We start from the raw sequence: 12,539 nt of genomic DNA, 5'->3' as shown, positions 1-12,539 counted from the left end.
GATATTTCCCGTGACCGATCTCACCCGCCTGACCCTGACCGACGCTCGAGACGGGCTTAAGGCCAAGCAGTTCTCCGCCACCGAACTCGCCAAGGCGCATATCGCCGCCGTCGAGCAGGCGCGCGCGCTCAACGCCTATGTGCTGGAGACGCCCGAGCATGCGCTGAAGCAGGCCGCCGCCTCCGACGAGAAGCTCGCCAGAGGCGAGGCCGGCCCGCTCGAAGGCCTGCCGCTCGGCATCAAGGACCTGTTCGCGACCAAGGGCGTGCGTACCACCGCCTGCTCGCGCATCCTCGGCAACTTCGTGCCGCCTTATGAATCGACCGTCTCGTCGCAGCTCTGGCGCGACGGTGCCGTCATGCTCGGCAAGCTCAACAATGACGAGTTCGCCATGGGCTCGTCGAACGAGACCTCGGCTTTCGGGCCGGTGGTCAACCCCTGGCGTCGGCAGGGTTCCAATGTCGGGGCAGGGGCTGCCGGCGCGATCGAGGGCAACCACTTGGTGCCCGGCGGGTCTTCTGGCGGCTCGGCCGCGGCTGTTGCCGCGCATCTCTGCCTCGCCGCGACCGCGACCGACACCGGCGGTTCTATCCGCCAGCCGGCCGCCTTCACCGGCACGGTCGGCATCAAGCCGACCTATGGCCGCTGCTCGCGCTGGGGCATCGTCGCCTTCGCCTCCTCGCTCGATCAGGCCGGGCCGATCGGCAAGACCGTGCGCGACACCGCGGTGATGCTGCGTTCCATGGCCGGGCACGACCCGAAGGATACGACCTCGGTCGACAGGGCGGTGCCAGATTACGAGGCGGCTGTCGGCCGCTCGATCAAGGGCATGAAGATCGGCATCCCTCGGGAGTATCGCCTGGAAGGTCTCAACCCCGAGATCGACGCGCTCTGGCAGCAGGGCATCGACTGGCTGAGGGCTGCCGGGGCCGAGATCGTCGAGGTTTCGCTGCCGCACTCCAAATACGCACTGCCGGCCTATTACATCGTCGCGCCGGCGGAAGCCTCGTCCAACCTCGCCCGCTATGACGGTGTCCGCTACGGCCTGCGCGAGCAGGGCCGCGACATCGTCGAGATGTACGAGAAGACCCGTGCCGCCGGTTTCGGCGCCGAGGTCAGGCGTCGCATCATGATCGGCACCTATGTGCTGTCCTCGGGCTATTACGACGCCTATTACCTGCGCGCCCAGAAGGTGCGCACGCTGATCAAGCGCGATTTCGAAGCTGTCTACGAGCAGGGCATCGACGCGGTGCTGACGCCGGCGACGCCGTCCTCCGCCTTCGGCATCGGCGAGAAGGGCTCGTCCGACCCGGTCGAGATGTATCTCAACGACGTCTTCACGGTGACGGTGAACATGGCCGGCCTGCCGGGCATCGCCGTGCCTGCCGGGCTCGACAGCCAGGGCCTGCCGCTCGGGCTGCAGCTGATCGGCCGCCCCTTTGACGAGGAGACGCTGTTCTCGCTCGGCCAGGTCATCGAGGAAGCGGCCGGCCGCTTCCCGGTCGGCGAGCGCTGGTGGGCCTAAGCACCGGACCGGAAAGTGGAATACACTTTTCGGGCGAATCCGGTGCGGCTGGATCAAAGCCCGTCAGCGCGTGATCGATCGCATTCCGAATCCTGATTTCTCGGACGCGACACCGGGTGGCACTCTCCGCGCCTGACCAGGCTGCCGGAGACCGCCATGCCGTCCTATCCGTTCGAGACTGTAGACGTCTTCACCAACACCCGCTTCGGCGGAAACCAGCTCGCCGTCTTCACCGATGCGCGCGGCCTGTCCGATGCCGAGATGCAGGCGCTGGCGGCAGAGATGAACTACAGCGAGACGACCTTCGTGCTGCCGCCGAGCGATCCGGCCAACACGGCGCGCGTCCGCATCTTCCACCGTACCGCCGAGATGCCTTTCGCCGGCCATCCCAATGTCGGCACGGCCTGCGTGCTTGCAGGCCATGGCCGCGACCGCGACGGCATCCTGCTGTTCGAGGAGATAGCCGGCCTCGTCGAGGTCCGGGTGGCGCGCGATGCCGGCGGGCTGGTGACGGGCGCGACTATCGCCGCGCCGCAGGCGCTTTCGCTTGGTATACAGCTGCCGGCTGATGCGATCGCCGCCTGCGCCGGGCTCAGCCCGCAGGATGTCCTCACTGGCCGTCATCCGCCGCAGCAGGCCTCGGTCGGCGTCAAGTTCTTCTTTGCCGAGCTCACGCCGGAGGCGCTGACGCGGGCGACACCGGACATCGCGGCCTATCGCCGGCTGTCGGCCGCCAATCCGGCCCTGGAGGGGCGCCTGTCCATCTTCTTCTACGCCTGGGATGGCGAGAGGGCGCGCGCCCGCATGTTCGCGCCGCTATCGGGCACCTGGGAAGATCCGGCGACCGGTAGCGCCAGCGCGACACTCGCCGCCCTGACCCTCTCGCTGTCCGACAAGGGCAACATCGCCTTCGAGATCGCACAGGGCGTCGAGATGGGGCGGCCGAGTCTGCTGCAGGTCACGGCGCGGCGGGTCGGCAGCGAGATCCGCGCGACGGTGGGCGGCGGCTGCGTGCCGGTGCTGCGGGGTGAAGCGACGGTCTAAAGATTGCTCGTCATGCTCGGGCTCGACCCGAGCATCTCAGGCCGGCGGAGGTCCTGTTTACGCCTTCTCGTCACGAGATTCTCGGGTCTGCGCTTCGCTCCGCCCGAGAATGACGCGGTTGTTAGCCGAGCCCCAACTCCGCGCGAACCTTCCTTGTCAGCCCAGCCGCGACCAGCCGGTGGCTCTCGCGCAGATAGTCGCGAAACGCGTCGTCCGGCAGGCCTTCGTCGGAGAAGCGCTGGATCCACTTCATTCCGCGCGGGGCGAGATAGGGCGCCGGGCGGCAGCCCGGCGCGTCGCGCAGCATCTCATAGGCCATCGGCGAGCATTTGAACGAAACGAGCAGTGTGCCCTCGGCATCGTCGCGGCCGAGCGCGAACACCTTGCCGCCAACCTTCCAGACATCGGCCCCGCCCCATTGCACGACATGGCTGGTCGCGGGCAGGGCGGCGCAGAAGGCGTTGTATTCGGCGAGTGTCATGTCGTCCTGCTATCGCGAGTCGCTGGGTCGGATCGCTTGATATCCTAATCGCAGCCGGCGGGTGTCCGGAGCCGGCGACACGATCCGCTAGCGTTGCCAGAAGCGCTTGGCGAACTCGGTCTCGACCTGCTGTTTCGTCAGGCCGATATCTTTGAGCAGGTGCGGATTCTCCTGCGCCATCTGCGCCAGCGTCCAGCGCGCGCGAATGCGTTCGCGCCAGATTGCCAGCAGGCCTTGTGGGGCAGCCGGAGGTGAACTGGGTGCGAGAACGGGACCATCGTGCATGGAAACCTCCCATGGTTCGGGGGCGCACGGCACCCGGAGTGAAGGGAGGTTTCGTTCTGCTTGATGCGGTCAGCCTGGTCCTTAAGCCCGCCCGAAGAGTTCCAAAAACTTCCAAACGGGCTATGGATTCAGCCCATGCAGGGATCGCGCTTCGCCTTCGGCCCTTTCGTGCTCGATTCGGGCACGGGAACGCTTCTCGAGAACGATATTCCCGTCAGCGCCAGCTATCGTGGCCTGAAGCTGCTCGCGGCCCTCGTCGGACGGCCCGGCGGTGTCCTGAGCAAGGCCGAGCTACTGGAGGCCGCCTGGCCGGGCATGGCCGTCGAGGAGGGCAATCTCACCGTCCAGATCGCACAACTGCGTAAGCTGCTCGGCGAGCCCGCAAATGGTGGTGATTGGATCGTCACGGTACCGCGTGTCGGCTACCGCTTCGCCGGAGTGGTCGAACAACTGGGAAGTGCGAGGCGAGAGCCCTTGCCGCTGCCGAGCAAGCCGTCGATCGTCGTGCTGCCCTTCGTCAATGTCAGCAACGATCCCGGGCAGGAAAGCTTTGCGGACGGACTGACCGAGGACCTGATCACCGACCTGTCGAGGATCCCGGAGCTCTTCGTCATCGCCCGCAATTCGGCCTTCGCCTACAAGGGCAAGGCGAGGGAGGTGCGCGAGATCGCCGAGGAACTCGGCGTGCGCTACCTGCTGGAAGGAAGCGTCAGGCACGCTGCCGGGAGGGTTCGCATCAACGCCCAGCTCGTCGATTCGCTGACCGGCGATCATCTCTGGGCCGAGCGCTTCGACCGCGAGCTGGGCGACATCTTCGCCGTCCAGGACGAGGTCACGGCCAGGATCGTCGAGGCCCTACTCGGGCGTCTGCGAACCCCGCTGCCGCGCCAGCGGCCGAAGAGCCTCGAGGCCTATGAACTCTGCGTGCGGGCGCGCCGATTGATGGACGACACGCCGCAGGCCGCGCAGGAAGCGCACCTCCTGCTGACACGCGCGATCTCGCTCGATCCGGACTATGCCGAGGCCTATCGCTGGCTTGCCTTGAACCACTGGATGGGCTGGGTGCACTCCGGCGGGCCGAGCGAAGCCTCTCGCGGCACCGCCCTTGACCTGGCGCGCAAGGCCGTAGCGCTCGATCAGGACGATGCCGGCTGCCGTTGGACGCTCGCCTATCTGCTCGCCTATGAGCGCGACTTCGCCGCGGCGGATGCGGAATTCGCCCGGGCGATCGAGCTCGATCCGAACGAAGCCGATGCATGGGCAGCGCTCTCCGATATCTCGGTGCTGGCCGGGCGGGTCGAGGAAGGCCTCGAACAGATCCGCAAGGCCTTCCGGCTGAACCCGTTTCCGGCGAGCTGGTACTATCTGCCGCTCGGCCAGGCGCTCTACGCCGCCGGCGAGTATCAAGCGGCTGTAGAAGCACTGCGCCGGGACGAGACCCACCGGACGAGCTCGCGCCGCTTCCTGGCCGCGAGCCTTGCCCAGCTCGGCCATCTCGAAGAGGCGAGGGCGGAGGCCGAACTGTTCCTGGTCGCCAATCCGGATTTCAGGATCGGCCACTGGGTGACGATGGAACCCTTCCGCGACGCTGCCCTGCGCGAGCGCTTCGTCGACGGCTTCCGCAAGGCCGGCCTGCCGGAATGATGGAACCCGACCGGCTCATATGTCGTTGCCCTGTCGCGGCCGATGGCGAAGACCCGAATGCGAGGCGAGGATGAAACTCTCCGGCGGCTGCAATTGCGGACAGGTACGCTACGAGCTCGACGGCGAGCCCATTCGCGTCGGCATCTGCCATTGCGAGACCTGCCGGAAAAGCTCCGGCTCGGCGTTCTCCTATTTCGGCATCTGGCCGCGGGCGAGCGCGACCCTGTCCGGCGAACTCGGCTGCTGGCAGGCCCGCGCCGGCGGCGAGCGCTTCTGTCCCGCCTGCGGCTCGCCGCTGTTCTGCTGGGCGGAGGGGACCGACGAGATCGAGGTCAAGCTCGGTACATTGGACAGCCCACCGAGCGCGCTCGTCCCGGCCTATGAGCTCTGGACGATCCGCCGCGAGCCCTGGCTGGCACACCAGAAGGGCGCCGAGCAGCACACGCGTGATCGCGAGAAGCCTGACGGCTGAGCGCGATCAGAACCTTTCGGCGTCGACGCCATGAGCCTTGGCGGCGGCGACGATCTGCGACCAGGTCTCGTCGTCGAGCGGAATGCCGTCGCGCTCGCGCTCGATCCGCATCGCGCGTTCCTTGTCGCCCGGCGCCAGCACGGGCTGCGAGGAATCCTGCGGCGCGGCAGCGCGGACGAATTTCAGATAGCTCTCGATCCGCTGCCGACGCAGGTCCGCATCCGGCTCGAGCCGCGCCGGATCGATCAGGACGCCGAACAGCGAATTGATGATCCAGGTTTTATGCGGCTTCTGGTCGATGCGCGCCGCTCCCATCAGCCCGGCCGAGAGCAATTCGGCGATCAGGGACAGGCCGGCGCCCTTGTGGTCGCCGAAGGGCAGCAGCGCCCCCAATGGCAGGTCCGGCTGCGCGAAGACGTGGCGAGGCTCGACGGTCGGCCGGCCCTCGCCATCGATGATATAGCCCTCGGGCACGTTGACGCCCTTGTTGAAGGCGACGCGGGCCTTGCCATGCGCCATGCGACTGGTGGCGAAATCGAGGATCAACGGCTCGCCGGCCGGCACCGGCAGGCCGATGGAGATCGGATTGGTGCCGAAGCGCGCCTGCTTGGCAGCGAAAGGCGCGACGATCGGCGGACGCCCGGCGACATTGACCCAGAACACCGAGATCAGCCCGGCAGCCGCCGCGACCTCGGAATAGTGGCCGATGCGGCCGATATGGTGGGAATCGAGCAGATTGAGCACGGCGACGCCGCCAGTCCGGGCGATCGTGATGGCGCGGTCGACGGCGTTGCGCGCGGTCGGCTGGCCGAGCGCGATATTGCCGTCGACGATCAGGAAGGAGCCGAGCTCGCTGCGGACGGCCGGCTTGGCCTCCGGCTTCAGATTGCCGTCGGCAAGCGAGTTGAAATAGAGCGGCAGCATGCCGACGCCGTGGCTGTCATGGCCGCTGAGATTGGCCAGCACCAGATGCTCGGCCGTCTCCTTCGCCTCGTCCTCGCTCCAGCCGGCGGCGGTGATCATGGCGCGGGTGAGGGCACGGAGCGCCTCGGGCCGGTGCAGGCGATAGGATGTCATGGCTGTCTGTCGGATGCTGCGATGGTGGGGCCAGAGTGCACGGGCGTGCGCTCCATGCAATGGACGCAAGCAAATGGCGCCGTCCCGGCCGGTGCATCTCGACGTTGCGCTCACCAATCCTTATGTTGCTGTCAGCAATCCTGCTTTCACCGGACCTTGAATCCGGTCGAGGAGGGACGAGGATATGTTTTCGATACCCGGCCTTAAGGTGGTCTCGCTGACCGATGCTGCTGCTCGGCGCATTCGCGAGATCATGGCGCAGTCGGCGCGCGACAATCCGGATGCGCCGGCGCTCGGCCTACGCGTCGGCGTCAAGAAGGGCGGCTGCGCCGGCATGGAATACACCTTCGAGGTCGCGCACGCGGCCGGGAAGGGCGACGAGGTCGTGACCGAGAAGGACGCGACCGTGGTCGTCGACGCCAAGGCGGTGCTGTTCCTGCTCGGCACCGAGCTCGACTTCAAGACCGACCGTTTTTCCTCGACCTTCGTCTTCAACAACCCGAACCAGGTTTCGGCCTGCGGCTGTGGCGAATCGGTCGAGATCAAGCCGCGTTCGGAGACGGTGCTGGCGGCCCAGTAGCCAGCGATGGATGCCGCCGCCGTTGCGGAACTGTTCGCGCCGGTGGTCGCGGTTCGTACGCGCCGCATGTTCGGCGGGCTCGGCGTCTATACCGGCGAGGTGATGTTCGCGCTCGCCTTCGATGGCGAGATTTTCCTTAAGACGACGGAAGCGACGCGGCCGGAATTCAGGGCGGCCGGCAGCGAGTCGTTCCGCTATGCCGCACGAAGCCATGAGCGCGAAACCGGCTATTGGCGCCTGCCGGCTGCGGCTTTCGACGACGAAGATGCGCTGCGCCATTTCACTGAGCTCGCGCTTGCCGCAGCGCGCGAGGCAGCCCTCAATAAGGGTATCAGGCCGCTCAGGCGACCTTCGCGGCGTCCTGGACCGCGTCCTCAGTGACGGTGCGGTTGCGGCCGTCGCGCTTGGCCTGCAGCAGTGCATTGTCAGCCCGCTCGACGATTGAGCTCGCCGTATCACCGCGTCGGTACATCGATACGCCGAGCGAGATGGTGATCCGCCCGAGGCTCTCATTGGTCGAGCGCTTGACCAGTTCGCGGGTCAGCAGCGCTTGGCGCACCGTCTCGGCGCCGAACTTGCCGGCAACGACATCGGCTTCGGGCAGGATGATGGCGAACTCCTCGCCGCCGAAGCGGGTGATGATCGCCTTGTCCTTGAACTTGTCCTTCATCGTCCTGGCGACCAGACGCAGCACTTGGTCGCCCGTCAGATGGCCGTGCATGTCGTTGAAGTGCTTGAAGAAGTCGATATCGGCCATGACCAGCGCGAAGGGCTCGCGTCGCAGCGTCGCCTGATCGATCGCCTTCTGCAGCATCTCCTCGAAATGGCGGCGATTGGCGAGACCGGTGAGGGGGTCGGTCAGCGCCTCCGCCCGTGTCGATTCCAGCGCCTCGCGCAGATTGCGGATCTCATGAGCGCTCTCGCGCAGCTGGCCTTCGAGCTGGGTCTTGCGGGCGACCTCCTCGCGGGTCGACAGGACGAGCGCCTCGACCCATTCGCGCAGCTTCTGCCGGTCAGCTGATGGAGGCACTTCCTCCGACATGGCGCAGAGCCGGCCATGATACTGCTCGCTGGAGCTGAGCGCCCTATCGACCAGCGCCATCATGCTCTCGATCTCGGCGAGCACCTGCAGGCTGGTACGCTCCGCCTGTCGCGACAGGCGGTCGGTGCTGACGAACTTCTCGTAGAGCGTGTCGATGTCGGCAGCGCCGACTTCGCCATTGCTGGCGGCGATCACAGCCTGCATCGCCATGCTGAGCGCCGGCATCTCGCCGCTGAGATGAGCGTACCAGACCTCGAAAGCGCGCGGATACCCAGGGGAGTAATGCTGTCGCATCGCTGCGACGACCTGCTCGGCGAGGTCGTGAGCCTGCGGCGAGCCTGAGCTGCTGTTGGTCATGACATCCTGTCCCCTGCCGAGCGCGAAATTCTTCCGCGCCCGCCACGCGCCTGACCCTAGGACAGGCGAAGTTAAAGCAAGGTTGCCAGGATACGTATTTTAGCCGACGCGGACAGGGCGCAGCAGGAAGGCAGGGACGTGGTCGCCGAGGCCTTTGACCTTGGGGCCGTCGTCGAGGTCGTCGCGACGCGGTGAACGGCCGCGATTGCCGTGCGGCGCACCGTTGCCGGAGGCTTCCTCGCGGCGTGGCGCGCGTGGTGCCTCGTTGCCGCGCACAGCCTCCACCTCGGCCCGCTCGGGGCGGCTTTCGGATCGAGCGTGCTCGCTCCTTGGCTCGCTGCGCGACGGCTTGCCATCGCGTCCGCCGCGTGCAGGGCGGCCGCCTTTTCGGTCGTCACCACGGCGGCCGCGGCGCTCTTCGCGCGGCTCGGCTGCCGGCAGGCTATCGAGGCCCGGCCCGGCCCATTCGATGCTCTGGCCGGTCAGCTTCTCGATCGCGGCGAGGAGCTTGTCGTCATGGCGGGTGACGATGGTGAAGGAGGCGCCCTCGCGGCCGGCGCGGCCGGTGCGGCCGATGCGGTGGACATAGTCCTCGGCATGGGTCGGCACATCGAAATTGAAGACGTGGCTGACGGCGGGAATATCGAGGCCGCGCGCCGCGACATCGCTCGCGACCAGGATGGGGTTCTCGCCCGTGCGGAAGGACTCGAGCGCCGCCATGCGGGCGTACTGGTCCATGTCGCCATGCAGCGCCACAGCCGGGAAACCATGCTTCTGGAGGGACTTGTGCAGCGTTGCTACATCGCGCTTGCGGTTGCAGAACACGATCGCGTTCTGCAGGTCCTTGGCGTCCTTGATCAGCTTGCGCAGGGTCTCGCGCTTCTCGAAATCCTGGCTGTTGGAGGCGATCAGGCGCTGCGTGATCGTGGTCGCGGCGGTCGCAGGCCGGGACACCTCGATCCGCACTGGATTGTGCAGGAACTGCTCGCTGATCCGGGTGATCTCCGGCGGCATCGTCGCGGTGAAGAACAGGGTCTGCCGCGTGAAGGGAACAAGCTTGCAGACCCGCTCGATGTCCGGAATGAAGCCCATGTCGAGCATGCGGTCGGCTTCGTCGATGACAAGCAGCTCGACGCCGGTCAGGAGCAGCTTGCCGCGCTCGACATGGTCGAGCAGGCGGCCCGGCGTCGCGATCAGCACGTCGACGCCGCGCGTGATCTTGGCATCCTGGTCGCCGAAGGAGACGCCGCCGATCAGCAGTGCCACCGAAAGCTTCTGGTTGACGCCGTAGCGAGTGAAATTCTCCTCGACCTGCGCTGCGAGCTCGCGCGTCGGCTCCAGGATGAGCGTGCGCGGCATGCGGGCACGGGCGCGGCCGTTTTCCAGGATGGTCAGCATCGGCAGGGTGAAGGCCGCGGTCTTGCCGGTGCCTGTCTGGGCGATGCCGAGCACGTCCTTGCGGGCGAGCACGTGGGGAATGGCCTGGGCCTGGATGGGGGTAGGCGTCGTGTAGCCGGCGGTGGTGACCGCGGTTAGAACCTTATCGCTCAGGCCGAGTTCGGCAAAAGACATCGATGGCTGCGCTTCTCAAGGGTCGGTGACACGTGGCGGGATGACCGATCGACCGCAACGGTGGCGCGACTTTGCTGGGTTGCGCGCCTTCGGACGCCCGTGCAATGCAGAAAAAACAGGGCAAAGTCAACATTCTAGCGAGCTTGATGAAGAATGGCTGCGATGCAGACAACGATTCCAGAACCACTCGTCCTGATTCCGGGACTGAATTGCACGCCTGCACTCTATGCTCCGCAATGGCCAGCCCTGGCGCCGGGGCGGCAGATCCTTGTCGCTGACAACACAACCGACGATACGATCGCCGCCATGGTCGAGCGTTTGCTGGCTACGGCGCCGGAGCGCTTTGCGCTGTGCGGATTGTCTATGGGCGGCTATGTCGCCTTCGAGGTGGTGCGTCGTGCGCCGGAGCGGGTGACGCGGCTCGCTTTGCTCGACACCACCGCCAAGCCGCCGACACCCGAAACCAATGCGCCACGCGAACAGATGATCGCGCTGGCGGAGAAGGGCGCCTTCGACAATGTCGTGACCTTGCTCTGGCAGAAGCTGGTCGCGCCCGACCGGCTGGCCGACGAGACATTGCGGCTGGAGGTGCGGGCGATGGCCGAGGCCGTCGGGCCATCAGGTTTCATCCGCCAGCAGCGCGCCATCATGGGCAGGTCGGACGCCCGGCCGGTGCTGCGTACGATATCCGTCCCGACGCTGGTCGTGGTCGGCGCGGAGGACGCGATCACGCCGCCCGACGAGGCGCGCGAAATCGCCGGCGGAATCGGGACGAAGGCGCGTTATCTGGAAATACCGGGCTGCGGCCATCTCTCGACGCTGGAGGCGCCGGAGATCGTCACGGCGGCTTTGCGCGACTGGCTCGCTTAGGGCTCAGCGCGGGACCACGCAGGGGTCGAGTTTCGTCTCATTGGCGCGCTTGGCGAGCGAGCCGGTGACAAGCGGGTCGATCGCCTGCCCCTTCGCCGCGGCCTGGGCGACCTCGCGCATCGCGTCACGATCGAGCTGTGCGGTGTGGTTCGAGACGAAATTGGCGGCGATGACGGAAAGGAAGGCGATCGCCGCGCCGGCCTTGGCGACATCGGCGACCATGGTGCCGCGCGTGTTGCGCAGGAAGGCGATGACGAGCTGCATCGCAGAACTCCGGAAAGCAAATGGCTGGGATCGCCGATAGACAGAGCATGCGGCAGCGGCTGTAAAAACTTGGTTAGCGAAGCGTCTCTGGCTCAGTTCGCCATCGCTAGGCGCGAATAAACGGCTTACGCTAGGACAGTCAGTGGTCGTCACCGTTAGAGGGGCGTCGGATGCTGAAACTGGGGGCACGGGGTGAGCCGGTCCGCTTGCTGCAGAACCAGCTCAACATGCTGCCGACGCGGCTGGTCAAGCTCGTCGTCGACGGCATCTTCGGCACGCGGACCCACGGCCGGGTACTGGAATTCCAGGGCAACAATCAGCTCGAGAAGGATGGCGTCGTCGGCCCGCTGACGGTGCAATTGCTCGAGAACCTGCTCAAGAACCTCAACAATATTTTGCCGGTTCCGCCGCCCATGCCGGTTCCCAAGAAGCCGTCGGCGGTGAGGCTAGTCACCGACGAGATCCTCGGCTCCTTTCCATCGGCGAACGGCCTCATCACTCAGGTCATCCCGCCGATCGCCGTGATCCAGACCGCGACCTACAAGCAGGGAGCGGGCGGCCCGCCGCTCGACTTCCAGATCATGCCGCTGACGACCGGGCGGCTCGCGATCTTCGCCGCCCGCAACAAGGACGGGATCGAGCGCGCGGTGATCCTGCTGCTGCCGGCGCAGGTCAAGCCTGATCGCCTGCTGATCTGCATCAGCCACGGCTTCGGCGGGCAGGGGCCGAAGACGCGGGCCAGGCTCGCGGCGCTGAACTGGACCAATCCGCTGTCGAAGCCGCTGATCGACTATGTGCTGCTGAATCATGTCGTCAATCGCTGGGGCGCCCAGACGCTTGCGGCCCAGAAGCGCAATCTCGGCTATATGCAGATCGTCCGCTCCGGCGCGGCTGGCGGCGAGCTCGGGCCCTTCGCCAGGGACGCTGCCTTCCTGCGGCAGGTGCTGACCGAGATGAGCGACCTGACTAACGGCGCCTTCTCGTTCGACACTCTGGAGACAATGACCTTTTCGAGCGGCATCAGCGATCACAACCTGTTCGTCTCACATGCCGAGAAGCAGTTCGACATTGCCGCCAGCTACGCCATCGATCCCGTACCGCAGACTCGGCCGGCGAATTCCAAGGGCAAGAAGCGGCTGTTTCGCAGCGGAGTGACCTCGCAGGGGCCGCCGCTGCCCGGCTCGGATTTCCTGCCGGTCGGCCGCTGGCGCAATGAATGGGCGAATTTTCGCCTGAAGACCGACGGCGAATACGACTACATGCACAACTGGACGATGCCGTTCTACTGCCTCTATCTGGGCATCCAGACATCGTGACGAAAAACGC

Annotated in this window: 14 protein-coding genes; 8 read left to right on the top strand and 6 right to left on the bottom strand. The window is 66.3% G+C overall.

Annotation, left to right across the window (positions count from 1 at the left end):
• Positions 1-10 precede the first annotated feature (10 nt).
• Both gatA and V7S63_RS01955 read left to right on the top strand, forming a co-directional pair.
• Positions 11-1,525 carry an Asp-tRNA(Asn)/Glu-tRNA(Gln) amidotransferase subunit GatA gene (gene gatA, locus V7S63_RS01960; protein ID WP_336529035.1) on the top strand — a complete coding sequence of 505 codons (1,515 nt, stop codon included), beginning with the start codon at positions 11-13 and terminating at the stop codon, positions 1,523-1,525.
• 156 nt (positions 1,526-1,681) lie between these two features.
• Positions 1,682-2,569, top strand: a complete 888-nt coding sequence (locus tag V7S63_RS01955) for a PhzF family phenazine biosynthesis protein (protein ID WP_336529034.1) — start codon at positions 1,682-1,684, stop codon at positions 2,567-2,569.
• Positions 2,570-2,690: 121 nt separating this feature from the next.
• On the opposite strand, the gene V7S63_RS01950 is transcribed toward V7S63_RS01955, so the two are convergent.
• A complete protein-coding gene (locus V7S63_RS01950; protein WP_336529033.1) occupies positions 2,691-3,050 on the bottom strand; it encodes an MmcQ/YjbR family DNA-binding protein in 360 nt (119 codons plus the stop codon).
• Positions 3,051-3,137: 87 nt separating this feature from the next.
• On the bottom strand, positions 3,138-3,335 hold the full coding sequence (locus V7S63_RS01945) for a DUF1127 domain-containing protein (protein WP_336529032.1): 198 nt from the start codon (positions 3,333-3,335) through the stop codon (positions 3,138-3,140).
• A gap of 135 nt (positions 3,336-3,470) precedes the next feature.
• Between V7S63_RS01945 and V7S63_RS01940 the strand changes: the two genes are divergently transcribed.
• Entirely contained in the window at positions 3,471-4,979 is a 1,509-nt protein-coding gene (locus tag V7S63_RS01940) for a winged helix-turn-helix domain-containing tetratricopeptide repeat protein (RefSeq protein WP_336529031.1), read from the top strand.
• Between the two features lie 70 nt (positions 4,980-5,049).
• Positions 5,050-5,451 carry a GFA family protein gene (locus tag V7S63_RS01935; RefSeq protein WP_336529030.1) on the top strand — a complete coding sequence of 134 codons (402 nt, stop codon included), beginning with the start codon at positions 5,050-5,052 and terminating at the stop codon, positions 5,449-5,451.
• A 6-nt stretch (positions 5,452-5,457) separates the two neighbouring features.
• Here the strand turns inward: V7S63_RS01935 and V7S63_RS01930 are convergent, their stop codons facing one another.
• Entirely contained in the window at positions 5,458-6,528 is a 1,071-nt protein-coding gene (locus V7S63_RS01930) for a malate/lactate/ureidoglycolate dehydrogenase (protein ID WP_336529029.1), read from the bottom strand.
• A 184-nt stretch (positions 6,529-6,712) separates the two neighbouring features.
• On the opposite strand from V7S63_RS01930, the gene V7S63_RS01925 reads away from it, so the two are divergent.
• On the top strand, positions 6,713-7,108 hold the full coding sequence (locus V7S63_RS01925) for a HesB/IscA family protein (protein WP_336529028.1): 396 nt from the start codon (positions 6,713-6,715) through the stop codon (positions 7,106-7,108).
• Between the two features lie 6 nt (positions 7,109-7,114).
• The gene (locus V7S63_RS01920; protein WP_336529027.1) at positions 7,115-7,489 is read left to right on the top strand and encodes a TfoX/Sxy family protein; all 375 of its coding nucleotides are present in this window, start codon (positions 7,115-7,117) and stop codon (positions 7,487-7,489) included.
• Here V7S63_RS01920 and V7S63_RS01915 read toward each other — a convergent pair.
• Both V7S63_RS01915 and V7S63_RS01910 read right to left on the bottom strand, forming a co-directional pair.
• Positions 7,449-8,507, bottom strand: coding sequence for a GGDEF domain-containing protein (locus V7S63_RS01915; protein ID WP_091829222.1), 1,059 nt, complete (start codon positions 8,505-8,507; stop codon positions 7,449-7,451). The genes V7S63_RS01920 and V7S63_RS01915 overlap by 41 nt on opposite strands.
• 99 nt (positions 8,508-8,606) lie before the next feature.
• Positions 8,607-10,079 (bottom strand): DEAD/DEAH box helicase, encoded by a 1,473-nt coding sequence (locus tag V7S63_RS01910; RefSeq protein ID WP_336529026.1) that lies wholly within the window; start codon positions 10,077-10,079, stop codon positions 8,607-8,609.
• Positions 10,080-10,232: 153 nt separating this feature from the next.
• Here V7S63_RS01910 and V7S63_RS01905 point away from each other — a divergent pair, with 153 nt between their 5' ends.
• Positions 10,233-10,949, top strand: a complete 717-nt coding sequence (locus V7S63_RS01905; RefSeq protein ID WP_336529025.1) for an alpha/beta fold hydrolase — start codon at positions 10,233-10,235, stop codon at positions 10,947-10,949.
• Between the two features lie 3 nt (positions 10,950-10,952).
• On the opposite strand, the gene V7S63_RS01900 is transcribed toward V7S63_RS01905, so the two are convergent.
• Positions 10,953-11,213, bottom strand: a complete 261-nt coding sequence (locus tag V7S63_RS01900; RefSeq protein WP_100960264.1) for a hypothetical protein — start codon at positions 11,211-11,213, stop codon at positions 10,953-10,955.
• A 170-nt stretch (positions 11,214-11,383) separates the two neighbouring features.
• Between V7S63_RS01900 and V7S63_RS01895 the strand changes: the two genes are divergently transcribed.
• The gene (locus tag V7S63_RS01895) at positions 11,384-12,529 is read left to right on the top strand and encodes a peptidoglycan-binding domain-containing protein (RefSeq protein ID WP_336529024.1); all 1,146 of its coding nucleotides are present in this window, start codon (positions 11,384-11,386) and stop codon (positions 12,527-12,529) included.
• Positions 12,530-12,539 lie beyond the last annotated feature (10 nt).

Origin of the sequence: Allobosea sp. CCNWLY174, assembly GCF_037120455.1 — a bacterium.
In the GTDB taxonomy this organism is placed as follows: Bacteria; Pseudomonadota; Alphaproteobacteria; order Rhizobiales; family Beijerinckiaceae; genus Allobosea; species Allobosea lupini.
This window is presented reverse-complemented; position numbering and strand designations above follow the sequence as displayed.

Coding starts and splice junctions, on each gene's coding strand:
- V7S63_RS01915 (WP_091829222.1), bottom strand. CDS start 8,507: ATGACCAACAGCAGCTCAGGCTCGCCGCAGGCTCACGACCTCGCCGAG.
- V7S63_RS01935 (WP_336529030.1), top strand. CDS start 5,050: ATGAAACTCTCCGGCGGCTGCAATTGCGGACAGGTACGCTACGAGCTC.
- V7S63_RS01905 (WP_336529025.1), top strand. CDS start 10,233: ATGGCTGCGATGCAGACAACGATTCCAGAACCACTCGTCCTGATTCCG.
- V7S63_RS01950 (WP_336529033.1), bottom strand. CDS start 3,050: ATGACACTCGCCGAATACAACGCCTTCTGCGCCGCCCTGCCCGCGACC.
- V7S63_RS01920 (WP_336529027.1), top strand. CDS start 7,115: ATGGATGCCGCCGCCGTTGCGGAACTGTTCGCGCCGGTGGTCGCGGTT.
- V7S63_RS01910 (WP_336529026.1), bottom strand. CDS start 10,079: ATGTCTTTTGCCGAACTCGGCCTGAGCGATAAGGTTCTAACCGCGGTC.
- V7S63_RS01925 (WP_336529028.1), top strand. CDS start 6,713: ATGTTTTCGATACCCGGCCTTAAGGTGGTCTCGCTGACCGATGCTGCT.
- V7S63_RS01900 (WP_100960264.1), bottom strand. CDS start 11,213: ATGCAGCTCGTCATCGCCTTCCTGCGCAACACGCGCGGCACCATGGTC.
- V7S63_RS01895 (WP_336529024.1), top strand. CDS start 11,384: ATGCTGAAACTGGGGGCACGGGGTGAGCCGGTCCGCTTGCTGCAGAAC.
- V7S63_RS01955 (WP_336529034.1), top strand. CDS start 1,682: ATGCCGTCCTATCCGTTCGAGACTGTAGACGTCTTCACCAACACCCGC.
- V7S63_RS01945 (WP_336529032.1), bottom strand. CDS start 3,335: ATGCACGATGGTCCCGTTCTCGCACCCAGTTCACCTCCGGCTGCCCCA.
- V7S63_RS01940 (WP_336529031.1), top strand. CDS start 3,471: ATGCAGGGATCGCGCTTCGCCTTCGGCCCTTTCGTGCTCGATTCGGGC.
- V7S63_RS01930 (WP_336529029.1), bottom strand. CDS start 6,528: ATGACATCCTATCGCCTGCACCGGCCCGAGGCGCTCCGTGCCCTCACC.